22 protein-coding genes and 3 pseudogenes are annotated in these 21,599 nt (G+C 69.5%); 5 read left to right on the top strand and 20 right to left on the bottom strand.

The features are described 5' to 3' along the window. The first annotated feature begins 37 nt into the window (after nt 1–37). On the top strand, nt 38–835 hold the full coding sequence (locus tag QFZ76_RS45965) for an IclR family transcriptional regulator (RefSeq protein ID WP_307679277.1): 798 nt from the start codon (nt 38–40) through the stop codon (nt 833–835). A gap of 293 nt (nt 836–1,128) precedes the next feature. On the opposite strand, the gene QFZ76_RS45960 is transcribed toward QFZ76_RS45965, so the two are convergent. The 5 genes and pseudogenes from QFZ76_RS45960 to QFZ76_RS45945 all read right to left on the bottom strand — a co-directional run bounded on the left by QFZ76_RS45960 (nt 1,129) and on the right by QFZ76_RS45945 (nt 3,106). After that, on the bottom strand, nt 1,129–1,413 hold the full coding sequence (locus tag QFZ76_RS45960) for a hypothetical protein (protein ID WP_307679276.1): 285 nt from the start codon (nt 1,411–1,413) through the stop codon (nt 1,129–1,131). Between the two features lie 19 nt (nt 1,414–1,432). Continuing rightward, nucleotides 1,433–1,726 (bottom strand): annotated as a pseudogene (locus QFZ76_RS52005) (aldolase/citrate lyase family protein); the annotation flags it as partial. Nucleotides 1,727–1,753: 27 nt separating this feature from the next. After that, nucleotides 1,754–2,149: a hypothetical protein gene (locus QFZ76_RS45955; protein WP_307679275.1), complete on the bottom strand. Its 396-nt coding sequence runs from the start codon at nt 2,147–2,149 to the stop codon at nt 1,754–1,756. Nucleotides 2,150–2,273: 124 nt separating this feature from the next. Further along, on the bottom strand, nt 2,274–2,669 hold the full coding sequence (locus tag QFZ76_RS45950) for a nuclear transport factor 2 family protein (RefSeq protein ID WP_307679274.1): 396 nt from the start codon (nt 2,667–2,669) through the stop codon (nt 2,274–2,276). Continuing rightward, entirely contained in the window at nt 2,654–3,106 is a 453-nt protein-coding gene (locus tag QFZ76_RS45945; protein ID WP_307679273.1) for a VOC family protein, read from the bottom strand. Before QFZ76_RS45945 ends, QFZ76_RS45950 begins: the two co-directional genes overlap by 16 nt. A 9-nt stretch (nt 3,107–3,115) precedes the next feature. On the opposite strand from QFZ76_RS45945, the pseudogene QFZ76_RS45940 reads away from it, so the two are divergent. Together QFZ76_RS45940 and QFZ76_RS45935 are read left to right on the top strand one after the other, a co-directional pair. Beyond that, a pseudogene (locus QFZ76_RS45940) lies at nt 3,116–3,667 on the top strand (aldo/keto reductase); the annotation flags it as partial. Between the two features lie 68 nt (nt 3,668–3,735). Then, nucleotides 3,736–4,002, top strand: coding sequence for a hypothetical protein (locus tag QFZ76_RS45935; RefSeq protein WP_307680395.1), 267 nt, complete (start codon nt 3,736–3,738; stop codon nt 4,000–4,002). Nucleotides 4,003–4,144: 142 nt separating this feature from the next. Here QFZ76_RS45935 and QFZ76_RS45930 read toward each other — a convergent pair whose 3' ends face one another. From QFZ76_RS45930 to QFZ76_RS45890, 9 genes are all read right to left on the bottom strand, one after another. Then, entirely contained in the window at nt 4,145–4,930 is a 786-nt protein-coding gene (locus QFZ76_RS45930; RefSeq protein ID WP_307679272.1) for an enoyl-CoA hydratase/isomerase family protein, read from the bottom strand. After that, nucleotides 4,927–6,174 carry a cytochrome P450 gene (locus tag QFZ76_RS45925; protein WP_307679271.1) on the bottom strand — a complete coding sequence of 416 codons (1,248 nt, stop codon included), beginning with the start codon at nt 6,172–6,174 and terminating at the stop codon, nt 4,927–4,929. Before QFZ76_RS45925 ends, QFZ76_RS45930 begins: the two co-directional genes overlap by 4 nt. Nucleotides 6,175–6,267: 93 nt before the next feature. After that, entirely contained in the window at nt 6,268–7,647 is a 1,380-nt protein-coding gene (locus QFZ76_RS45920; protein ID WP_307679270.1) for a cytochrome P450, read from the bottom strand. 10 nt (nt 7,648–7,657) lie between these two features. Next, complete coding sequence (locus tag QFZ76_RS45915) at nt 7,658–8,218, bottom strand: ATP/GTP-binding protein (RefSeq protein WP_266451626.1); 561 nt, start codon at nt 8,216–8,218, stop codon at nt 7,658–7,660. A gap of 3 nt (nt 8,219–8,221) precedes the next feature. Next, on the bottom strand, nt 8,222–8,608 hold the full coding sequence (locus QFZ76_RS45910; RefSeq protein WP_307679269.1) for a DUF742 domain-containing protein: 387 nt from the start codon (nt 8,606–8,608) through the stop codon (nt 8,222–8,224). Beyond that, nucleotides 8,601–9,446 (bottom strand): roadblock/LC7 domain-containing protein, encoded by an 846-nt coding sequence (locus QFZ76_RS45905; RefSeq protein ID WP_307679268.1) that lies wholly within the window; start codon nt 9,444–9,446, stop codon nt 8,601–8,603. Before QFZ76_RS45905 ends, QFZ76_RS45910 begins: the two co-directional genes overlap by 8 nt. Then, entirely contained in the window at nt 9,443–10,609 is a 1,167-nt protein-coding gene (locus QFZ76_RS45900; RefSeq protein WP_307680327.1) for an ATP-binding protein, read from the bottom strand. The genes QFZ76_RS45905 and QFZ76_RS45900 overlap by 4 nt, the downstream gene beginning before the upstream one ends. 645 nt (nt 10,610–11,254) lie before the next feature. After that, a complete protein-coding gene (locus tag QFZ76_RS45895; RefSeq protein ID WP_307679267.1) occupies nt 11,255–12,337 on the bottom strand; it encodes a tartrate dehydrogenase in 1,083 nt (360 codons plus the stop codon). Between the two features lie 202 nt (nt 12,338–12,539). Next, nucleotides 12,540–13,442: a LysR family transcriptional regulator gene (locus tag QFZ76_RS45890; RefSeq protein ID WP_307679266.1), complete on the bottom strand. Its 903-nt coding sequence runs from the start codon at nt 13,440–13,442 to the stop codon at nt 12,540–12,542. 47 nt (nt 13,443–13,489) lie between these two features. Here QFZ76_RS45890 and QFZ76_RS45885 point away from each other — a divergent pair, with 47 nt between their 5' ends. Further along, nucleotides 13,490–13,771, top strand: a complete 282-nt coding sequence (locus tag QFZ76_RS45885; RefSeq protein ID WP_307679265.1) for a hypothetical protein — start codon at nt 13,490–13,492, stop codon at nt 13,769–13,771. Here the strand turns inward: QFZ76_RS45885 and QFZ76_RS45880 are convergent. Further along, nucleotides 13,765–14,877 (bottom strand): annotated as a pseudogene (locus tag QFZ76_RS45880) (cation:dicarboxylate symporter family transporter); the annotation flags it as partial. The gene QFZ76_RS45885 and the pseudogene QFZ76_RS45880 sit on opposite strands and share 7 nt — an antisense overlap. Here QFZ76_RS45880 and QFZ76_RS45875 point away from each other — a divergent pair. Continuing rightward, nucleotides 14,795–15,139 carry a hypothetical protein gene (locus QFZ76_RS45875; protein ID WP_307679264.1) on the top strand — a complete coding sequence of 115 codons (345 nt, stop codon included), beginning with the start codon at nt 14,795–14,797 and terminating at the stop codon, nt 15,137–15,139. The pseudogene QFZ76_RS45880 and the gene QFZ76_RS45875 sit on opposite strands and share 83 nt — an antisense overlap. Nucleotides 15,140–15,253: 114 nt before the next feature. Here QFZ76_RS45875 and QFZ76_RS45870 read toward each other — a convergent pair whose 3' ends face one another. From QFZ76_RS45870 to QFZ76_RS45850, 5 genes are all read right to left on the bottom strand, one after another. After that, nucleotides 15,254–16,990 carry an amylo-alpha-1,6-glucosidase gene (locus QFZ76_RS45870; RefSeq protein ID WP_307679263.1) on the bottom strand — a complete coding sequence of 579 codons (1,737 nt, stop codon included), beginning with the start codon at nt 16,988–16,990 and terminating at the stop codon, nt 15,254–15,256. A gap of 76 nt (nt 16,991–17,066) precedes the next feature. Further along, nucleotides 17,067–17,891 carry a carbohydrate ABC transporter permease gene (locus QFZ76_RS45865; RefSeq protein ID WP_307679262.1) on the bottom strand — a complete coding sequence of 275 codons (825 nt, stop codon included), beginning with the start codon at nt 17,889–17,891 and terminating at the stop codon, nt 17,067–17,069. Continuing rightward, a complete protein-coding gene (locus tag QFZ76_RS45860; RefSeq protein WP_307679261.1) occupies nt 17,888–18,859 on the bottom strand; it encodes a carbohydrate ABC transporter permease in 972 nt (323 codons plus the stop codon). Before QFZ76_RS45860 ends, QFZ76_RS45865 begins: the two co-directional genes overlap by 4 nt. 20 nt (nt 18,860–18,879) lie before the next feature. Further along, nucleotides 18,880–20,127, bottom strand: coding sequence for an extracellular solute-binding protein (locus QFZ76_RS45855; RefSeq protein ID WP_307679260.1), 1,248 nt, complete (start codon nt 20,125–20,127; stop codon nt 18,880–18,882). A 138-nt stretch (nt 20,128–20,265) separates the two neighbouring features. Next, the gene (locus tag QFZ76_RS45850; RefSeq protein WP_307679259.1) at nt 20,266–21,312 is read right to left on the bottom strand and encodes a LacI family DNA-binding transcriptional regulator; all 1,047 of its coding nucleotides are present in this window, start codon (nt 21,310–21,312) and stop codon (nt 20,266–20,268) included. Nucleotides 21,313–21,599: the final 287 nt, after the last annotated feature.

The following is a 21,599-nucleotide window of genomic DNA, read 5'->3' as shown; positions in this document are numbered from 1 at the left end:
TACCACCTTCCTCAGTACGGGACGGGAGCAAGAATCCATGGCCACCAAGGCCCAGCCCGGCACCGGCGAGCAAGGCGGTCCCGACACGACCGCGCCGACCATCCAGACGGTGCAGCGTGCGGCGCTGATCCTCGGCTCGTTCACGGTCGGCAAGCCGCACATGAGTCTCAACGAGATCACCGCGCGTCTCGGGGCGAGCAAGGCGACCGCACACCGCTACACGAAGGCGCTGCGGGCGGCGAACCTGCTGCGCTACGACGAGCGCACCTCGCTCTACTCCCTCGGCCCCCAGGTGCTCACGCTCGCTGCGGCCGCGCGGGCCGGCCTGCCGATCGTCGCCGCCGCCGAGCCGTACATGGAGGAACTGGTCCGGCGCATCGACGAGACGATCGTGCTGTCGGTCTGGGACGGCGAGTCGCCGACCGTGGTGCGCTCGGTGGACAACACCGCCCACATGGTCCGCATCAGCGTCCGGGTCGGCTCGCGCCTCGACCTGACCTCCTCGGCGCAGGGACGGATCTTCCTCACGTTCCTGCCCCCGGACCAAGTACCGACGCTGCCGCGTTCGGTCCGCAAGTCGTCCGAGCTCACCGAGGAACTCACCGCCATCCGGCAGCATGGGCTGTCGGTCAACTCCCCCGCCATCAACGGGGTCCGCACCATCGCGGCGCCGATCTTCGAGGGCGACACGATCAGCGGCACGCTCGCGGTCGTCGGCACGACGGCGACCGTCCCCGACGACGTCAAGTCGCCGATGGCCCAGGCGCTGCTGGAGACCACCCGCGCGCTGTCACAGCGGCTGGGCACCTCGGACGGCACACCCAACGGGGGCTGACGCACTCATGGGATCGACTGGCCCACCGCGGAGTGCGGCGGGCCGGCTGTCGTGATCTGCACGGTACTGACGGTGTGACAGATCGCGGGAGGCCTCCGGCCCGAGTGAATGCGTGTGGCATTCGCTCCGCCCGGAGGCCCTTGACTGTCCGAGCGCCGGTGCCCCGTACTCCCTTTCGTTCAGGGAAGCAGGTCGGCCCACGGCGGGACGAAGAAGTCGATGTTCACGCAGGGCGCCTTGCACCCAGCCGCCGAACGCCACCGCCGCGAGGCGGGCGGCCTCGCGCACCCGGTCTACGCACTGCGCAGCACTGCGGGATCCGCCAGCAGGCCCAGGTCGGCCGCGAGGTCGGTGCTGCCGACGAAGCACACGTCGAGAGGGGCGAGCAGATCCGGCAGAGAATCGGTGCCGGCCGTCTCGATCTGGCCGCCCAGCACCGGCGGGTCGTCCTGCTCGGCGCGCAGGACGGAGGCCAACGGGACCGCACCGACCCGGGCGGCCCTGTTGGCCACGCTGACCGACCGGCGGTCGGCGGGCGCAAAGCGGGTCGCCGCCACGAGTGCCTCGGCCTGCGACACGGGTGAGCATGGACAGCTGGATGCCCGCCGCTCCGGCCTCCAGCAGCCGGTTGACGGCGGCGGCGTCCACCTCGGGCACGCGGACCAGGGCCGGCAAGCCGCACGCATGCGCGTGGCGCACCAGGTCGACGGCGTTCTGCTCGGTGAGCGGCGAGTGTTCGAGGTCGATGACCACGAACGCGAACCCGGCCGCCTCGGCGAACTCCACCACGTCGGGCGAGGCCAGCTTGACGAACGTACCGACGGCGGGTTCCTCCGTCGTCAGGGGCGCGCGCAGCCGCCGCAGCAGCAGATGGACGTCACCCACGGTCATCGCATCCTCCCGGGACGGGCGAGCGCCTCACGCCGACGGCAGACCGCGCCACGGCACGATGTCGACCTCGGCGCCGGCGTGCAGCACGACGGTCGGCTCCAGGCGCGGCGCGAGGATCGTGTTGCCCGCGGCGTCGGGCAGGGTGACCTCGTCGGTCCAATTGACGACCGTGACGTCGGCCCGTCCGCCGACCGCCAGGCGCCCGTAGCCCTCGGTGTCGAGCCCGAGCAGCTGTGTGGGGGCGACGGTGGCCCGCCGGATGCACTCCTCCAGCGGCGCGCCGAGCGCGACCAGCTTGGAGATGCTGGTGGGCAGGTCGAACACCGGGCCGCGCCAGTTGCGGGCGCTGGTGTCGGAGCTGAGGATGTCGGGCAGGAATCCGTCGGCGATCGCCCGGCGCGCCACCTCGAAGCTGTACGGCATCTTTCTCTGCAAGACGGCGTCAAGCAGAGCGATACGCAGGTGGGGCGACGGGCCTACCGGCACCTCGCCGCACGAGAGGCGGACGGGGTGTCAGGAAGCTGGTTCCGGGCTGCGGCCGGGGGCGTCAGGCGAGCTGCCGCTGCACCTCGCCGCTGTCCCAGTAGTCCGTGCGGCGCGTGATGAGGCCGCCGGCGACGGTGAACACGAAGACTCCGCGCACGCGTACGGGGCGGTCGCCCGCCGAACGCATCCGGAACGTCATGACGTACGGCACCGCGGCCGACTCGCCGTCGACGAGGAAGCTCTCGGGCGCGTAGTGCAGGTCGCCGAAGTTCTCGAGGAACCCGGTCAGCGCGGCGCGGTACTCGGCGCGGCCCTTGCGGCTCTGTCCCATCGACGATGTGTGCTCGTTGACGAAGTCCTCGGCCACGCAGGCGGCCACGGCGTCGGCGTCGTGCGCGTTCAGTGCCGCGAGGTACGCCTCGACGGCGGCGCGGGTGTCCTTCAGGACGAACCCCACTTCTTGCGGACCGAGTCGAAGACGCGCTGGTCGTGGGAGATCTCGACGACGTTGCCGTCGGGGTCCTTCAGGGCACAGATGTAGCCGACGGGCTCGGGCATCTGGCGGGGCTCCCAGTGCAGGCAGCCGAGCTCGCGGGCCCGGTCCGCGAGCGCGTCGACGTCCTCCCGCGTCGGCACCTCGATGCCGAGGTGCGCGAACGGGTGCAGCAGGCCCAGCTGGTTGCCCTTGTCCTTGTTGAACGACACCAGGACGAGCACGAACGGTGTCTCGGCCTGCTGGTCGTTGGAGAGCCAGACGCTCTCGCCGTCGGCGTCCTTGAACCGCTCGACCACGACCAGCGGAGTCAGTGCGGTGTAGAACGCGATCGCCTTGTCGAGATCGCCGGTCGGCAGCGCGACGTGAGTCCAGCGTGCCGAGGTGAGGCCGGTGGCCACGGTACCTCCATGGTGAGTGGTTCGGATTTCTTCGAGCCTAGGTCCGCAAGCACCCGCGGGTCGATGTGCTGCGGACACAACACGCAGGCCAGGGATGCTGGCCCCGCGCGACATCGGTTTGCGGCCTGCCGCTGTGCGAGCCTGCGAGAGGACAGCGACAGGGCGTCGGCTGGGAAGACGAGGGCAGGCATGCACTACCGGATTCTGGGTGGGACAGGCATTGAGGTGAGTCAGCTCTGTCTGGGGTCGATGATGTTCGGCGCCTGGGGCAACACCGACGAGGCGGAGTGCCACCGCATGGTGACGACGGCGCGGGACGCCGGGGTCAACGTCGTCGACACCGCCGACGTGTACGCCTTGGGCGAGTCGCAGGAGATCATCGGCCGGGCGCTGAAGGGACGGCGCGACGACGCCGTGCTGGTGTCTAAGGTCGCGAGCCGGATGTCCGCGGGCACGCTCGACCGCAACAGGGGCGGCGCCTCCCGGCTGTGGATCACACGTGCCGTGGAGGACAGCCTGCGCCGGCTGGGGACGGACCACCTGGACGTGTATCTCGTCCACCGTCCTGATCCCCACACCGACGTCGAGGAGACCCTCGGTGCGCTCAGCGACCTGGTGCGGCGGGCAAGGTGCGGGCGAAACAGGCCGAGGACGAGCGCCCCGTCGGCGATGAGGTTGACCGTGCCGGTGACAAGGACCTCAACGAGGCGATGCGCGACTGTGTGCGCTGCGCGCTGGACCTGCTCACGACCGACTACGGCATCGACCGCCAGTTGGCGATGGCGTATCTCAGCGCGGCAGGCGACTTCGCGGTCTCCCAGGTCGTCGACGACGTGAAGGGCGTCCACGCGAAGATCCGCAAGTCCGACTTCCACGAGGTCCGCCGACCGGCCTGACCGGCGGATGCACGCTGGTGGGCGCTGACGCTCAGGCCCCCGAGAAGGACCCGGGCGGCACTTCAGCCGTCTGGTCGCCCTGCGGATGACGCCGTCCGCGCTGACGGCGACAACCCGCTGGGAGCGCTTCGCTGCGGGGCCGTCAGGTCACGGCTGGGCGCTGGTTGAGATGTGCCGTCAGGAGGTGGGCGTCGAGCAGGGCGACGTCGGCCGTGCGGTCGGCTCGTGCGTAGCCGGCGAGCATGCGTTTGGTCAGGACGAGGGCCTCGGGCGAGCGTCGGACGAGCGGTCTCGTCCATGCGTCGACGGCATGGTCCAACTGGTCCAGGGGCGCGACCTTGTGGAGGATACCGAGCCGGTGGGCGGTGGCTGCGTCGAACACGTTGCAGGTGAGCATGAGTTCGCGGATCCTGGCGACGCCGGCTTCGGAGATGAGGCGCCCCATGGCTCCTCCCCAGGCGGGCGGGAGTCCTACCCCGACCTCCGGCATCCGGAACTGACAGGTGTCCGCGCCGGCGCGCAGGTCGCAGTAGGCGGCGAGCGCGAGGCCCGCGCCGATGACCTTGCCGTGGAGCCGGGCGATGGTGACGGCGTGCGTGCTCTCCAGGGCCTGGCACAGGCGGTGGGCCTTGTCCGCGATGCGCCGCAGGGTGGCACCCGTCGGATCCAGGGCGAGGGCATCCACGTATTCGTGGCGGTCGGCCCCCAGACAGAAGTCCTCACCCATGGACGACAGCAACACGATGCGGATGTCGGGCCGTTCGTGGAGGCCGTCGAACAGGGCGATGAGGTCGTCGAGAACGGCCACGCTCAGCGTGTCGTCCTGTTCGAAGGGGTTGAGGCGGACATGGAGGACGGGGCCGTCCTGCTCGGCGAGTACGGCCTTGGCGGTGGGGGCAGTGACGGTGACGGTGGAGGTTTCGTTCATGCGAGGGCGACGTCCAGCTTCAGCAGGCGACGGAAGGCCACCCGGGGCGCCCTCGGCGGGCGGCGCACGAGGGTGAGGCGGGGCAGGCGTGTGACCAGTTGACGGAGCAGGGTCTGGGCCTCAAGGCGGGCCAGCGGCGCGCCGAGGCAGTAGTGGATGCCACCGCTGAAGGCGAGGTGGGCGGGTTTGCGGTGGAGGTCGAATCGCTCGGGATCGCTGTGTCTGGCCGGGTCCCGGTGGGCCGCCCCCACCATGAGGTGGACCATTTCGTCCCTGCGGACCTCGAAGCCCCCCAGGGTGCAGTCCTTGGCGGCGACCCGGCTGATGACGTGCGTGGGAGAGTCGTAGCGCAGCGTCTCCTCCACGAAGGCGGGCACCAGGTCCGGACTGGTGGCGACCAGGTCCCACCGCTCCGGGTCCTCGACGAGCAGGAGCGTCATGGTCGACAGCAGGGTGGAGGTGGTCTCCAGGGCTGCGAGGAGGACGAACAGGGCCAAGAAGTAGACCTCTTGGTCCGCCTTGTCCTGGTCCGGTTCGATGGCGTCCCAGGCCTCTATCCATCGGGACACGGGGTCCTCGCCGAGGTGGGTACGCCGGTCGCGTACTAAGTCGACGAAGTAGTCGCGGAGTTCGGCCATGGCCACGTCGGACGTGGCCAACTGGCTGGCCGAGGGCAGCAGTTCCTGGGTGAAGACCTGGTCGTGGGTCAGTTCGCGCAGGCGCGGCCAGTCGGCGCTCGGCAGGCCGAGCCAGTCGCCGATGGTGGCGACCGGCAGCTCCTCGCTCACCAGGGCGGCGAAGTCGGCCTCCCCGGCGTGCAGGTGGTCGGCCAGGGAGTCCAGCAGGCCGTCGGTCACCCGGCGCACCGTCCGGCCGATCCGCTCGATGGTGCCGCGGTCGAAGGTGCCGGCCGCCCGGCGCACCCTGGTGTGCTGCGGGGGGTTGAGGGCAGGCATGGTGCTGCCTATCTCGCGTGAGGAGGGGGCGCTCCAGCGGGTGCGCGGGCCCTGGCGCTCCCGCCAGCTCTGGTCCGGCTCCAGCCAGTCGCTGCTGCGGAGTATCTGGTCGCACATGCTGAAGCTGGTCACGAGGGAGCCGCCCCAGGGGGCTGGGCTGACTCCGCCCCTCGACCGGAGTTCCGCGTAGATCGGAAAGGGATTGGCTTGCCCTTCGGCCGTCCGCAGACGGGAGAAAAGGGCGACGGTGGCCCGGCGGTCGGATGACGGAGTCGTGGCACTTCCCACGATGACGGCTCCTTTCTGAGCATCAGCCGCCATACGTACCCGTGGGGTGCTTGAAGCATCCAATAACACAGTGTTCTCGTAGGGTTACTTACATCACTCGCCCCTTGTCCACGCCAGGAAGCGGCTGAACAGCCCTCCCTTGGGCTGCGGCGCGGCATGGGCCGCCTTCCGGGACGCGGACGCGGCGGAAGGCTGCGCGGCAGGGGCGGACAGCTGTCCTGTCCGGGCGTCCACGGGCTTCACGGGCGCGGCGGCGGCCGACGTCACCGTGCGCGGGGAGAAGCGGACCGGAATGGTCACCAGAGACCGGCTCCACGGCGCCGGTACCCAGGCGAGTTCCTTGAAGGCGACGCGCATCTCGACGTCGGGAAGCCGGTTGAGCAGAGTCTCGACCGCGGTGACCGCGATCATGAACGCCGGGTCCTTGGCGGGGCATCCGTGGGGGCCGGCGCCGAAGGCCAAGTGCGCCTTGGCACTGAGCTGTTCACGGTGCTTGGTCAGCTTGGGATCGTTGTTGGCCGCCGCGAAGGAGATCAGGACCGGCTCGTCGGCCGCGAGCGTCCTGCCGCCCAGTTCGACATCCTGGGTCGGGTAATGCGCCGCGTAGTTGGCGATCGGTGCGTATTTCCACAGCGTCTGGGACACGGCGTCCTCGACCGGCAGGCCGACCTGCCAGTCCTCGCTGAGATACAGCGCACTGCTGGTGCCGATGGTGGCCGACAGGGGTGCGGTGCCGCCGGAGAGCAGGGTCACGAGCTGGTGCAGCACCTCCTCGTCGGTCAGCTCCGCGGAGTGCTGCATCAGTCGCGTGGTCAGGTCCTCACCGGGCTGGCGCCGTTTGAGAGCGATCAGTTCGGCAAGTGCCCCGCCCAGCACCTGGTCCGCTCCGGCGGTGCCTTCGAAGATGCCGCTGATCCCGACGATGACGCGGTCGCCGATCTCGGGCGGACAGCCGAACAGGTCGCTGAACACCAACAGCGGAAGCGGCTGGGCGTAGTCGGCCATCAGCTCCGCCTGACCGCGGGGCTCGGCGCTGAACTGGCTGATCAGGTAGTCGGCGGACTGCTGGGTCTGCCTGACGAGTTGGAGTTCGTCGACGGTGGCCAGGCTGTCGGTGACCGCCTGCCGCAGCCGGGCGTGTGCCGCGCCGTCGCTGAACAGTGCGTTGGGGCGGTAGCCCATCATGGGCAGGGCCGGGCTGTCCTCGGGGACGCGTCCTTCGTTCAGCGCCTTCCAGCGGCGTGAGTCCCGGACGAACCAGGCGGGGTTCTGCAGGATGTACAGGGCCGCGTCGTAGCTGGTGACCAGCTCGACCTGGACGCCCGGTGCGATGTCGACGGGGGCACTGGGACCGGTGGAGCGCAGGTGAGCGTAGTGACGCTCGGGGTCTGCGCCGAACTCGGGCCCGAACAGCTGGACGTTCTGGTGCGCGGGGCAACCGGCCGGTATGCCGGATGTGTTGAACTGCTGCATGCCATGGCTCCTAGCCGAGTATGGACATAAGGTGCTTCACCAAGGTGACGAGCGCCTTTGCCGAAGACTGCTGACTGCGGACGTCGCAATTCACGATGGGTGTCTCGTCGGAGAGGTTCAGCGCCTCGCGCACTTCGTCGAGCGGGTAGTCGGTGGTGCCGTCGAAGCGGTTGACACCGATGGCATACGTCAGGCCGAAGCTCTCGACCCGGTCCAGGACAGGGAAACTCTCGTGCAGACGCTCGGGGTCGACGAGGACCAGGGCACCCAGCGCTCCCCGGGACAACCCCTCCCACACTTCCTTGAATCGTTCCTGTCCCGGCGTTCCGAAGAGATACAGGACCAGCGTGTCGCTGAGGGTCAGCCGGCCGAAGTCCATCGCCACGGTCGTCTTCGTCTTGTCCGGCGTCCCCGTCAGGTCGTCGAAGCCCTCGCTGGCCTCGGTGATCTCTTCTTCGGTCTGCAGCGGTTCGATTTCGGAGATGCTTCCGATGCAGGTGGTCTTCCCGACTCCGAAGTGGCCCACTATGAGGATCTTCACCGCGTGGGAGACGTCTGGATCCAGGTACACGAGTTACGCTCCGAATCGGGTGTGCAAGCCATCGAGCACGGCGCTGAGCAGTTCGCGGTCGGGACGTTCGGCGTGCGGTATGGGCTTCCGCACGAGGATGAGGCCGTCCTCCTCCATCTGCGCCAACAGAATGCGCACGATGCCCAACGGCAGGTGTGTGTGGCCCGACACCTCGGCCACGGACAAGAAACCATCGGTCACCAGGTCCATGACCTCGCGCGCTTCCGGGGGAAGCGTGCGCGCCGCGGCCGACGCATCCGGTTGCGCGGTCACCAGCGTGGTGTGCTCGTACTCGTGGTCCGCGGGAAGCGCACGCCCCATCGAGATCACGAAGAGAGGGACTAAGGCGGAGGTCAGCTCCAGCTCCTGCTGATCCGGATCGTCATGCATCGCCGCCCCTCTCTCCCCGAGGCGCCCCGCCCGCGCTCAACGTAGGCACCACGTCGTGCAGCCGCGTGGTGAACTCCTCGATATCACAGTCGTGTTCGGCGGCCGCAGCCAGGAAGGCACCGTCACCGGCCGCGATCAGGAAGATCCATCCGTGCTGGAACTCGATGACCGTCTGCCGCCACTCGGCGTCCTCCAGACCGCCCGCGAACTGCGACGTGACACGACTGTAGGAGTGGATGCCCGTCATGGCCGCCGCGATCGTGTCCGCAAGGTCCTTGCTCATCCCGGAGGTTGCTCCGCGGGGGAGCCCGTCGGAGCCGAGCAACACGGCGTGCAGAGCACCGGGGACATCCGCGACCGCCTTGTCCAGCTCGGGCAGCACGAATCCGGAACCGCTCACGCCCTCACGCCGGACCCCCTCGCCGTCCTCACCGGCCTCGTCCGCGCCTCTCACCCTCGGCGGCGAGGTGAGGTTGTCTCCCAGGCGGGCGACGAGCCGGTGCATGCGGAAGGAAATCTGCTGCAGGTCGACATCGGGCTCCGCGGCGGCGGCGAGGTAGGCACCCTGCCCCGCTCCGATCAGAAAGATCCAGCCGTGCGAGAACTCGATGACCGTCTGGTTCCACCGCCGCTCCTGCGCCGGCCCGGCGAAGTGAGCGGTGGCCCGGCTGAGCGACTGCATCCCGGCCATCGCGGCGGAGATGGTCCGCACGTCCTTCTCGGTCAGTCCGTCCGTGGCGCCGCGGGGAAGACCGTCCGCAGACAGCACAACGGCGTGCAGGGCCCGAGGCACGTTGTCCACGATGTCCCTGACCATCCACGACATGTCTGTGGTCATGCCTCTTCGGACCCTTCGGGCTCAGAAGCGTCAAGGCCGCGGCCTTCGAGCGTGCCGCGCTGGAGAGCGCCCAGGCCGCCGCCGGAGCGGCGAGGGCCCTCCTTGGGTATCGCGGTCCCGCTCGTGGCGCCGCCCGTGCCGGCGACGCTTGCGACCGGGGGCTTGCGGCCTCCTCGCTTCGGCAGGCCGTGCACCGTGCGCGCCGCGGTCTGCTCCACGCTCTCGACGCGTCGGATGCTGCTGACGGGAGCCTCCGTGACCGGTGGCGGGGTCTCCTCCATGGTCCACAGCTCCTCGGGCAGCAGGACGACGGCCCGGACACCGCCGTACCGGGAGAAACCGGTGACGTCCACCTTGAATCCGTACTGGCGGGCGATCAGACCGACGACGGGGAAGCCGAACTTCGGCTGCGTCCCGAGCTGCGACAGGCGCGCGATGTCGTCGCCGGACAGCAGCGCGGACGCCTTCTGCCGGTCCTCGTCACTCATGCCGACGCCGGCGTCGTCGATCACGATGCACACGTTCTTCTGGATCCGCTGGAACGTCACTTCGATCGGCGCGTCGTGCTGGGAGAAGCTGGCGGCGTTGTCGAGGATTTCAGCGACGGCGAGGGCAACAGGCGCGACCGCGGACGGTTTCAGCGCGATGCCGCTCTGCTGCATGATCTCGACCCGGTGGAAGTTGCGGATCTGCCCCATGGCGCTGCGTACGACGTCGTAGACGCTGGCGGCCTGCTTGCGGCGGCCCAGAGGCGCACCGCACATGACCGCGATGCCCTGGGCCTTGCGTGCCATCTGCGCGTTGGCGTGGTTCACGTCCAGGAGATCGGCGAGGACGGGGTGTCCTCCGTACTTCCGCTGGATGTTGTCGAGGAGTGTCGTCTGCTCGGCCGCGAGGCTCTGCAGGAAACGGGCGGCCCCCTTGAGGACGGCCTTGGTGCTCTCCTCCGCCGCCTGCTCGGCTGCCTGGATGGCAGCGTCCTGCTCGTCGGTGAACTTCTTCAACTCGGCTCGCGAGAGCGCCAGTTGGCGTTCGACCGCCTCCAGCTTCTGCGTCAGCGCGGCCTCGGTCTGCCTCTTCCTCACCCCCAGGGCTCTGTTGCGGACGACGAGTACCGAGACTGCGACGACGGCTATCGCCGCTACCGCAACCAAGCACCACATGAGCGCGTCTCGATTCATGGAAACCTTCCCGGCGCGTGGCATGCAGACATCGACGGATACACCTCGCGAGGATCGCTGGCACATCCACGAGGAACTGCATGACCGCTGTTGCACGAAGAGCAGGCCGACCTCGAATCAGCACCGAAGCCGAGTGGATCAAGGTCGCAGACGCGGGAATGCTACCACCGCACAGCGAGCCCCAAGAGGCACCCCCTGTGACGTTACGTGCTCCCAACGCAACTGTTATGAAAGGTCGTTGGGCCTGACCTCAGTCACCGTCACGGTCGACCTTCGAGCCCCTCGCAGCATGGCCACGGGTCACCCACCAGTCTTCACAAAGGCAACAGCGAACGTTCATCAGAGACCGCGTTCTCCCGTTGCTTGACCCCGTGACGAGTTCGCCATCGCCCAGGCCCTTCTGCCCGGGCAGCGTCACCGCTGCCCGTCATGTGCCGTACGGGCGCGGAACACACAGTGCCGGGCCCCGAGCAGGAGTAACTCGTGGACCCGGCACGGGGCGGCCGCCGGTCCCGTCGGGGCGGCCTGTCCCGGTCTGTCGGCGCGACGTCAGAGACAGGCCGGGACGTTTCGGTGCGCGCCTGCGCGCGGCGCGAGTGGGTGGGCGGCGACCGGAGGAGTTGGCGGTCAGGCGCCGAGGGCGTCGATGAGGGCCTTGGTGACGTCCTCCGTCGAGGCGGTGCCGCCGACGTCGCGGGTGAGGATACCGGCGCCCGTGGTCGCTTCGATCGCCTTGTGCAGGCGGGCCGCGTGGTCGGGCAGGCCGAAGTGCTCCAGCATCAGGGCGGCGCTGCCGACCGCGCCGACCGGGTTGGCGAGGCCCTGGCCGGCGATGTCCGGGGCGGAACCGTGGACCGGCTCGAACATGCTGGGGAAACGGCGCTCGGGGTTGAGGTTGGCGCTGGCGGCCAGGCCGAGGCTACCGGCGAGGGCGCTGCCGAGGTCGGAGAGGATGTCGGCGTTGAGGTTGGAGGCGACGACGACGGAGAGGTCCTCCGGCTTCAGCACGAACTTCGCGGACATGGCGTCGACGAGGACGCTCTCGGTCACCACGTCGGGGTAGTCGGCGGCGACGCGCTTGAAGACGTCGTCCCACAGGACCATGCCGTACTGCTGGGCGTTGCTCTTGGTGACGGACGAGACCTTGCGATGCGTACGAGTGCGGGCCAGGTCGAAGGCGAAGCGCATGATGCGTTCGCAGCCCACCTCGGTGAACAGGGCCGACTGGACGGCGACTTCACCGCCCTGCCCGCGGCCGGAGAGGTTGCGGCCGCCGAGGCCGGCGTACTCGCCCTCGCTGTTCTCCCGGACGACGACCCAGTCCAGTTCGGTGTGGTCCGCCTTGCGCAGGGGGCTCTGGACGCCGGGCAGGAAGTGCACGGGGCGGATGTTGGCCCACTGGTCGAAGCTCTGGCAGATCTTCAGCCGCAGGCCCCACAGACTGACGTGGTCGGGGACGCTGGGCCAGCCGACGGCGCCGAAGTAGATGGCGTCGAAGTCCTTCAGGCGCTCCAGGCCGTCGTCGTCCATCATCTTGCCGGTCAGCTCGTAGTAGCCGCAGCCCCAGGGGAACTCCTCCCACTCGAAGGCGAAGGCTCCCTGGGAGTCGGCGGCCAGCGCGTCCAGGACGGCGCGGCCCGCGGCGACGACTTCGACGCCAACGCCGTCGGCGGGGATGGCGGCGATGCGGAAGGTGCGGGTTGCGGTCACAAGGTGCCTCCGGTGATGGGGTTCCCCTGCTCGAGCGGGAGCCGGGAGCCGGGTGATTCGGCGTCTTCTCCGACGCCTTCTTCGACGTCTCCGAGTCAACCCAGTCGGTGCCCGCCCCGTCCAAGACCAGCTTCCGATACGGCCCATAGGTGCAACCGATCGGTCTGGCAGCCAGGGTCGTACCGCGGCTGTCGTACCGCGGCTACGGCACGCGCAGGCCCTTCCGCTGAGCGTACGAACGGGTCAGCTCCAGGAAGGCGCGGGCGCCCGGCGTGAGATGGGCCGGCAGGCTGATCATGGCGACGTGGAGATGTGCCGTGGGCTCGATGGACGCCACGACGGCACCGCAGCGGCGGGCCAGCCGGGTCCAGGACGCGGGCAGCACCGCGATGCCGACCCCGGTCAGCACGAGCGGGAGGATGGAGGTGCGGTGGTCGACGACCGCGACGATGTCGGTGCCCTCGGTGTGCGCGGTGATGTCGTCGACGATGGTGCGCATCAGACTCCCGCCCCGGGAAGCGATCAGCTTGCGCCCTCCGAGGTCCTCCGGACGCAGGGTCGCCCCGTCCTCCACGTCTCCGCCCGCACCGGCCACCACGACGAACGGCTGCTCCTCCACGGGCAGGACGTCGAGACCGGACACCGCCACCGGCTTGGCCGCTCCGAGAAGCCCCAGTTCGCAGACGCCGCCGCGGACGAGGTCCACGGTTTCCTCGGGTGTGAAGGCGGCCCGGCTGCTGACGGTGACGGACGGGTGCAGTGCGGCGAAGCGGTGGATCAGGCCGGTCAGCGGCTCGATGCCGGGTGAGGGCATGGCGGCCACCTCGACGGTGCCGCCGTGCAGACCGGACAGGGCCGCGGCCCTGTCCCGTACGGCCGCCAGGTCGCGCAGCACGCGGCGGCTCGGTTCGAGGAGTTCCGCCCCCGCCTCGCTGAGTACGACCCCGCGGCCCATCCGGTGGAACAGCGAGACGCCCAGATCGGCTTCCAGGTTCGCCATCGCCTGCGAGAGCGAGGGCTGCGCCACGTGGAGCGCGGCGGCCGCCTTGCTGAATCCGCCGTGCTCCACGATGGCGAGGAAGTATTCGAGCTGCCGGGCGTCCACCGTTCCTCCTGCTGCCACCGGCCTCGGGCAATGGGCGGACGCTATCGGTGGTTGGCCGGGACCGCCTCGTCGTCCTCGGCCGGCCGCGCTGCGGGCACTTCGGCTGCGGCCGGCGGTTCGTCGACGACGACGGTGGGTTCGGCGGCTCCGTCAGGCGGCGCTGCCTGCTTACGCCGCGCGGTGGCGTCCGCGTCCGGTGCGGGTGCCTCTTCGACCGGCGCGAGGGCGTCTTCCCGTATCTCGCCGGACAGTACCCGGCGGGCGCCCGCGTCAGGTCGAGGCCGTTCTCCCAGCGGGCGACGAAGAGGGTGGCGACCGCGTTGCCGTAGAAGTTGACCAGGGCCCGGCACTCCGACATGAACTTGTCGATGCCGAAGACGAGCATGATGCCCGCGGCGGGGACGGAGCCGACCGTCGACAAGGTCGCGGTGAGCGCGATGAAGCCGCCGCCCGCGACGCCCGCCGCTCCCTTGGACGTCAGCAACATGACGGCGAGCAGGCCGAGTTGCTGTCCGACGGAGAGGGGGGTGTCCGTGGCCTGCGCGATGTAGAGGGTGGCCAGGGACAGGTAGATCGCGGCCCCGTCGAGGTTGAAGCTGTAGCCGGTCGGCACCACCAGGCGGACCGTGGGCTTCTCGGCGCCCATGAACTCCAGCTTGCGCATCAGGCCCGGCAGCGCGGGTTCGGCGGTGGAGGTGCCCAGGATCAGGAAGAACTCCTCCTTCAGGTAGCGGAAGAGCTGGAAGATGTTCAGCCGCACGTACGCGGCGAGCACGCCGCCCAGCACGACCACGACGAACAGGACGGAGGTGACGTAGAAGAGCAGGATCAGCGAACCGAGGCTGGTCAGGGTCGACAGACCGAACTTCCCGATGGCGTAGGCCATCGCCCCGAAGGCGCCCAGCGGGGCCACCTTCATGACGAACGACAGCACCTTGAACACGACTTCGGTCAGGCGGTCGACCCCGGCGATGATCGGCTCGCCGACCTTGCCGACGGACTTCAGCGCGATCCCGAAGAGCACCGCGAGGAAGATCACCTGCAGGATGTCTCCCTCGACGAACGCACCGAAGAAGCTGTTCGGCACGATGCCCGTCAGGAACTCCCACCAGTGCTGGTGCTCCCCCGTCTCGATGTACTGGCCCGCGTCACCCGAGACGTCCAGCTGGGAGGCGTCGGCGTGCACGCCGTCGCCGAGCCGGAAGATGTTGATCGCGACCAGCCCCGTCGCCATGGCCACGATCGTGCCCAGCTGGAAGTAGGTCAGCGCCTCGATCCCGGTGCGGCCCACCTTCTTCAGGTCCGCGACTCCGGCGACGCCGCCGATGATGGTGAGGAACACGATCGGCCCGATGAGCATCTTCATCGCCGTGATGAACGTGGTGCCGATCGGCTCCATCGACGTGGCCAGATCCGGCCACCGCCAGCCGAGCACGATCCCGATGACGATCGCCACCAGCACCTGCACGTACAACTGCCGGTACCACGGCTTCTTCCTCACCACGGCGTCGCCTGCGGCTTCCTTCGGGGCATGCGTCATTGCAACCTCCATCCGGGCACGGGTAGGGCCTGCCGGCGCACTCCCGGACGAGAAACACGCACCCCTGGCGGGATGCAGCGCGTCCGGTGCCGGCTTCGAAGGCCCGGGTACGACACCGGGTCCCGACCGGTCGTCGCACCACCTACCGGCACAGTGAAGCCGGTCACAGATGAGGAGGTCCACGACCAAAAACCGATGCCCCGTATAGGCAGTGCCTATACGGGTGCCGTGGTCGGACCGACGTCAGCGCATGCCGTATGCAGGCGGCCGGTCAGTGGCTGGTTCGGGTTGCGTGTGCCTCGGCGAGGAGGAGGTAGCTGCCGGCGGTCCAGGTGTAGGCGCGGTCCCGCAGACCCGTGCCGGTCAGGGCGTCGAAGTTCTCCGCGAACCCGTACGTTTCGCACAGGGCGCGGAAGCGGGCACTGACTTCGTCCGCCAGCCGGTGGTGGCCGGCCCGGCGCAGGCCGTCCTCGACGAGGACCGTGGCAGGGGCCCAGATCGGGCCGCGCCAGTAGCCGTCGGAGCGGTAGTGCGGCGAGGTGGGCAGCTCGGTGGCCAGTCCGTACGCGGTCAGGTGAGCCTCGAGCCGGCCGGCCAGCACGCCGCTGACCTCGTCCGGCAGATGCTCGCCCAGCACGATGGGCATCAGGTCGAGCAGGCTGGCACTGCTCCAGGTGTCCCCGCTGCCGACACCCCGGGCGACGAACCGTTCGCCGGTCCAGAGCTGGTCGAGCATCGCCGCCTGGGTTGCCGCAGCCGTTCGCGTCCACCGGCGAGCTTTCTCCGGCCACCCCAACTCACTCGCGAGTTGCGCAAGTTGGTGCAGCTGGAGGACGAGGAAGGCGGCGAGGTCGGCGGTGACGACCACGCGTTCGGGGTCGAAGGTGGTGGCGTTGTCCCAGCCGCTGTCGTTGCCGTGCTGGTAGTGGGGCAGTGCGGCGCCGGGGGCGCGCCGGGTGGTGAGCCAGAAGTCCGTCCAGCGTTCCAGCCGGTCGTACGTCTCGGCCAGTTCGGCCTGCCCGAGGGGCGTGCTCAGCCGACGGCGCAGGTGACCGAACGCCCAGCCGTGGATGGGTGGTTTGACGAAGTTGTGGAGGACCTCGGAGTGGGTGACCGAGTCGGGCAGCGCCCCGCTCTCGTCCTGGTGGTCGAAGGGCAGGTGGTACTGGTCCCAGGCCAGTTCGGGGCAGCCGGGGGCCAGGGCAAGGGCGTTGAAGCAGTGGTCCCAGCTCCAGACCTTGTCCATCCAGTGCTTGGACATCAGTACGGCGGGCCGGGTGACCAGCCCTGCCGGGCGTACGGTCGCGGACCAGATGACGTAGGCGGCGAGTTCGGCGGCCGGGGTGGCGGACGAGCGCCAGGGGGCCACCGTGTCGACGAAGTCCGCGAAGGAGTTCCGCGCGGCCTCGACGATCTTGCCGAAGGCTGCCGCCGACACGTACGGCGGGCGGGCCGTGTCGAGTTCCTCGATCGCGATCTCCCAGGGACCGTCCGCGTCGGCGGCGACCGTGAGGCCGCGGTCGGCGCTGCCCAGGGCCTGGCTGCCGAACGTGTCGGTCACCGTGCCGGAGAGCACGGTGACGCGGTAGCGGCGTCCGGTCTCGTACGAGGTGAAAACGTGCGCGCCGGCGGCCGCGTCGTGGAAGAAGTAGGTGCCGCTGAACGGGGTCAGCGTCGGGGCCGCCGCCGCGACGCGCAGCGGCAGTCCCGTACCGCGCAGGCGTACGGTGTCCGGCGACTCGTAGGCGAGGTCGGCGCGGCCGGTCGCGCCGATCCAGCTCAGCAGACCCGGTGTCGCCTCCACATGGGTCTCGGCGCGCTCGCCCGTCGCGCCATCGAGCGGCATCAGGCGCAGGACGGCGTGCATGCCGTTCTGGTGCGAGACGAGGTGGAGGTCCTCGGCATACGTCTTCTCCGCCACCACGGGAGAGATGTCGAACCAGGATCCGTGGGTGCTGAAGGGGATGTCGTGGACGGAGAAGGCCGGGCCGGATCGGTCGGCGGTCATGAAGCGTCACTCGTTTCTCGGGCAGGGGTGGCGGACCGTCCGGCGGACGGACGGTGGGGCCGTGGCGAGGGGCGGGTCAGTCCTTGACCGCACCGGCGGTCACGCCGGCGGCGACGTAGCGCTGGGCGAGGACGAGGATGACCGCGGCCGGCAGCGAGGCCACGACGGCGGTGGCCATGATGGCGTTCCACTCCTGGTTGTTGTTGCCGATGTAGTGGTAGATGCCGAGGGTGATCGGTTCGTGGGCGCCGCCGTTGACCAGGGTGCTGGCGAAGATGAAGTCGGACCAGGACCACAGGAACGCGAACAGCGACACCGTGACGACGGCGTTGCGGCTCATCGGCAGGACGATCGACCAGAAGGTGCGCAGGGGTCCGGCGCCGTCCGTCCTGGCCGCCTGGAGCAGTTCGCCGGGGATGCCGGACATGAAGGCGGTGAAGATGAGTACGGCGAAGGGGACGGCCAGGGTGGAGTCGGCGACGATCAGGCCGGGGACGGACTGGAGCAGGCCGAGGCTGAGGTAGATGGCGTAGAAGCCCATCGCCATGATGATGCCGGGGATCATCTGGGCGGCCAGGAGGACGAAGCCGAGGATGCCGCCACCGCGCGGGCGCAGCTTGGCCAGCGCGTAACCGGCCGGGGCGGCCAGCGCCACGGTCAGGGCGACGGTGCCCAGGCCGATGACGAGGCTGGTGCCGAGGTAGGGCAACTGCTGGTCCAGGACGGCCCGGTAGCCCTCCAGGGTGGCGTCGGCGGGGAACAGGTCCGGCGGGGTCTTGCGCATGTCCTGGGCGGGGGTGAAGGACACGTTGAGCATCCAGTAGACCGGGAAGAGCATGATGCCGGTCAGCAGGAGGCCGATGGCCGTCTTTCCCCACGTACGCTTGCCGTTTCGGCTCATGACGACTCCTGCTTGCGCTGGACTCGGACGTACACCAGGCCGAAGACCAGGGCGGCGATCACCAGCAGGTTGCCGACGGCCGCTCCCGGGCCGAAGGCGGGCAACAGGTTCCCGAAGCCGAGCTGGTAGGACCAGGTGGCGAAGGTGGTGGACGAGTCCGCCGGGCCGCCCTTGGTCATGATCCAGATGATGTCGAAGACCTTGAGCGTGTAGACCAGCCCCAGGAGCAGGGTGATCGCGGACACCGGTCGCAGGAGCGGGAAGGTGATGCTCCAGAACCGCCGCCAGGGACCGGCCCCGTCGAGGGCGGCGGCCTCGTACAGGCCGGCGGGAATGGACTGCAGGCCGCTGTAGAGCACGACCAGGTTGAACGGGACGCCGATCCAGATGTTCGCGATGATCACCGAGGTCAGCGACCAGGAGGGCGAGGTCAGCCAGTTCACCGGGCCGATGCCGACGGCGTGCAGGGCGGCGTTGACGATGCCCGATTCGCTGTTGAGCATCCATGACCAGGTGGAGGCCGACACGATCAGCGGCAGCAGCCAGGGCACCAGGAACAGGGCGCGCAGGGTGGCCGAGAGCCGGAAGTGCTGGTTGAAGAAGACCGCGAGCGCCAGGCCTATGACGTACTGGAAGGCCAGGCAGACGGCGGTGAACACCACGGTGTGGAGCAGGGCGGGGGCGAAGGTCGGGTCGTCGAAGACGGTCCGGTAGTTCGCGAGGCCCGTGAACGGCGCGTCGCCCTGGACGAAGGAGCGGACGGTGTAGTTGCGCAGGCTCAGGTCGAGGTTGCGGTAGAGGGGATAGGCGTAGAAGAGGACGAGGTAGAGGGTCACCGGGGCGAGGAAGGCCCAGGCGGCCCACTGCTGGGAGCTGGGGCGGCGCCGTGTCCCGGACGGTGCGGTGGGGGCCGCACCGCTGTGGCCGGGCACGGGCCGGCGGTGCGGCACTTGTGTCGTGTGAGTCATCAACGGGCCCCTGAGAGCTGTTACTTGGCGGCGGACTGGGCGGCGGTCAGCGCGTCCTTCGGTGACTTCGAGCCGCTGAGGGCGGACTGGACGGCCTTCCACATCTGCTCGGAGATCTTGGGGTACTTGGTGCCCAGGTCGTCGCTGGTGCGGCCCTTGGCCGCCTTGACCGCGTCCACCCAGGGCTGCAGCCCGGGGTTGCCCGCCACCTGCTTGTCCTGGACCTCGGTGGTGGGGGCGACGTAGGAGAGGGTGGTGTCGGTGTCGTACAGGTTCTGGGTGCTGGTCAGGCAGGTCGCGATCTTCTGCGTGGTGGCGTAGCGGTCGGTCGAGTCCTGGACCGGGAGGGTGACGAACTCGCCGCCCGTCGGGGCCGCGGCGCTGCCTCCGTCGGCGCCGGGGACGGGTATGACCCCGTAGTCGAAGCCTGCCTTCTCGGCGTTCGCGAGCTGCCAGGTGCCGTTCTCGCTGAACGCGTAGTCGCCGGTCGCGAACTCCTGCCAGCTGGTGGTCTGGGTGTTGTTCAGCACGGAGTTGGGGGCGTAGCCCTTGTCCAGCCAGTCCTTCCACAGGGACAGCGCGGAGACGGCCGCGGGCGAGTCGAGTTCGGTCAGCTTCGCGCCGGAGCCCCAGAGCCACGGCAGGAACTGGAAGCTCCCCTCCTCGGTGCCGATCGCGGAGAAGGTGATGCCCTTCTTGCCGGCCTGCTTGACCTTCGCCAGGGCCGCGGTCAGCGTCTCCCAGTCCTTGACGGAGGAGATGTCCACGCCGGCCTGCTTGAGCACCGCCTTGTTGTAGTAGAGGGCGAGGGTGTTGGCGCCGATCGGGGTGCCGTAGGTCTTGCCGCCCGACTGGCCGGCGGCGAGCAGGTTGGGGTCGACCTTCGACGTGTCGAGCTTGTTGTCGTCGGTCGTGGTGAGCACGCCCGCCTCGGCCAGGGTCGACACCACGGGGTTGTCGACGATGAGGACGTCCGGGGAGTTGCCCTGCTGCGCCGCCAGAAGTGTCTTGTTCGCCAGGTCGCTGGTGTCGAACCCGGTCCGCTTGATCTTCACGCCGGCCTCGGTGCCGCAGGCGTCGAGCAGCTTCACCCACGCCGAGCCCTTGGCGAACTGCGGGTAGGGGTCCCAGATGGTGTACGTGTCGTTGTCCGCCGCCTGTGTCCCGGTGCCCCCCGAGCCGGAACCGCAGGCGGTGGCGCTGGTGGCGACTGCCAGGGCGGTCAGGGCTGCGGCGGTCAGGCGGCGCCTTCTGGAGAAGCTGTTCATGGCGGTTTCCTTTGTTTTTGGCATGCGGGTGCCGAGGGCGGGGGTTCCGGGTGGGGCGGGCACGCCGAACGGCAGTGATGAGTGGTTGATGAACGGTTCGAGCGTCCGGTGGGGCGAAGGCAGTGAGGAGGGGTGTGGTCAGGGCGTCGTATCGGGCCCGGCGTCCGCGATGGGCGTGGTTCCCGCGGGCCCGGTGCTGGCCCGCAGGGAGATCGGCGGCACGAGGAGGTGGTGCCGGGGCGGTGCGTCGGGATGGTCGAGCCGTTCCACCAGCAGGTCGACGGCGAGACGTCCCATCTCCGCCGCCGGTACGTCCGCCGCGGTGAGCTGCGGGGTCACCGTCTCCGCCCAGCGGCCGGCCACGACCCCGGTGACGGAGAAGTCGCGCGGCACATGGCGGCCGGCCTCGGCCAGCCCTCGGTAGAGCCCGCCCAGCGCGGCCTCGTTCAGTGTGACCAGCGCCGTGGTGGCGGGGTCGTCGTGCAGGATCCGCTCCAGACAGGTCTGGCCCGAGGCGGCGTCGTCGCCGCAGCAGTACGTCCGGACCGTCAGGCCACGCTCGGCCGCGGCCTTCGTGAAACCGTCCAGGCCCCGGTGCGCGGACTCGTATCCCGCCCGCAGCAGCTGCTCAGGACGGTTGACGAAGGCGACCCGGCGGTGGCCCAGGTCCGCGAGGTGATGGACGCACCGCTGCACCAGCGCCGTGTGGTCCAGCCCCACCCACCAACTGCCCTCGGGACGTGCGGTACGGCCGATGGCGACGGAGGGGAAGTCCAGCGTGGCCAAGTGCTCCGCACGGTCGTCCTCCAGCCTGATCTCCATCAGAATCGCCCCGTCCACCCGCCGCTCCCCCAGCAGGCGCTGGAAGGAACGGTCGCTGTCGACTCCGCTGGGGGACAGCAGCACGTCGTAGTCGTAGGTCGCGGCGGCCTCCACCACGCTGCCGATGAAGTCCAGCTGCATCCCGGTGTAGTGGTTCCCGGCCGGCGGGAAGACCAGGCCGATGGTGCTGGTCCGTCCGTTGGCCAGGGCACGCGCGCTGGCGCTGGGCCGGTAGCCCAGCTCGTCGACGACCTGCTGGATCTTCCGGCGCGTGTCGTCCGAGACCGGGCGCTTGCCGCTCAGCGCGTAGGAGACGGTGCTGCGCGAGACACCGGCCCGCCGGGCGATCTCACCGATGTTCACGGCAACTCCTAGATCGAACCGGTTCGATTCCCCGAGAGAAGGGCTCGCCGGTCGGGTGGGACTGGAGGAACGAAAGCAGGGCGACTGCCGGTCGTCGAACCGGTTCGCGTGAAGTGAAGGTAGGAACATCCCGGACGGCTGTCAACACCTCGGGCCACACATCCGCAACCTGGCGGAAATGGCGGGAGCACCTGGTGTCGGAGGGATTGCTGGGGAAGTTTCCCGGTGCTAGCTTCGCCGAACCGGTTCGAGGAGGCGATCCTTCCGGCAGCCGCGGGTCCGATCTG

The sequence above is a fragment of the Streptomyces sp. V4I2 genome (assembly GCF_030817655.1).
In the GTDB taxonomy this organism is placed as follows: Bacteria; Actinomycetota; Actinomycetes; order Streptomycetales; family Streptomycetaceae; genus Streptomyces; species Streptomyces plumbiresistens.
The sequence above is the reverse complement of the archived record's forward strand: the minus strand, read 5'-3'. Positions and strand labels throughout refer to the sequence as shown.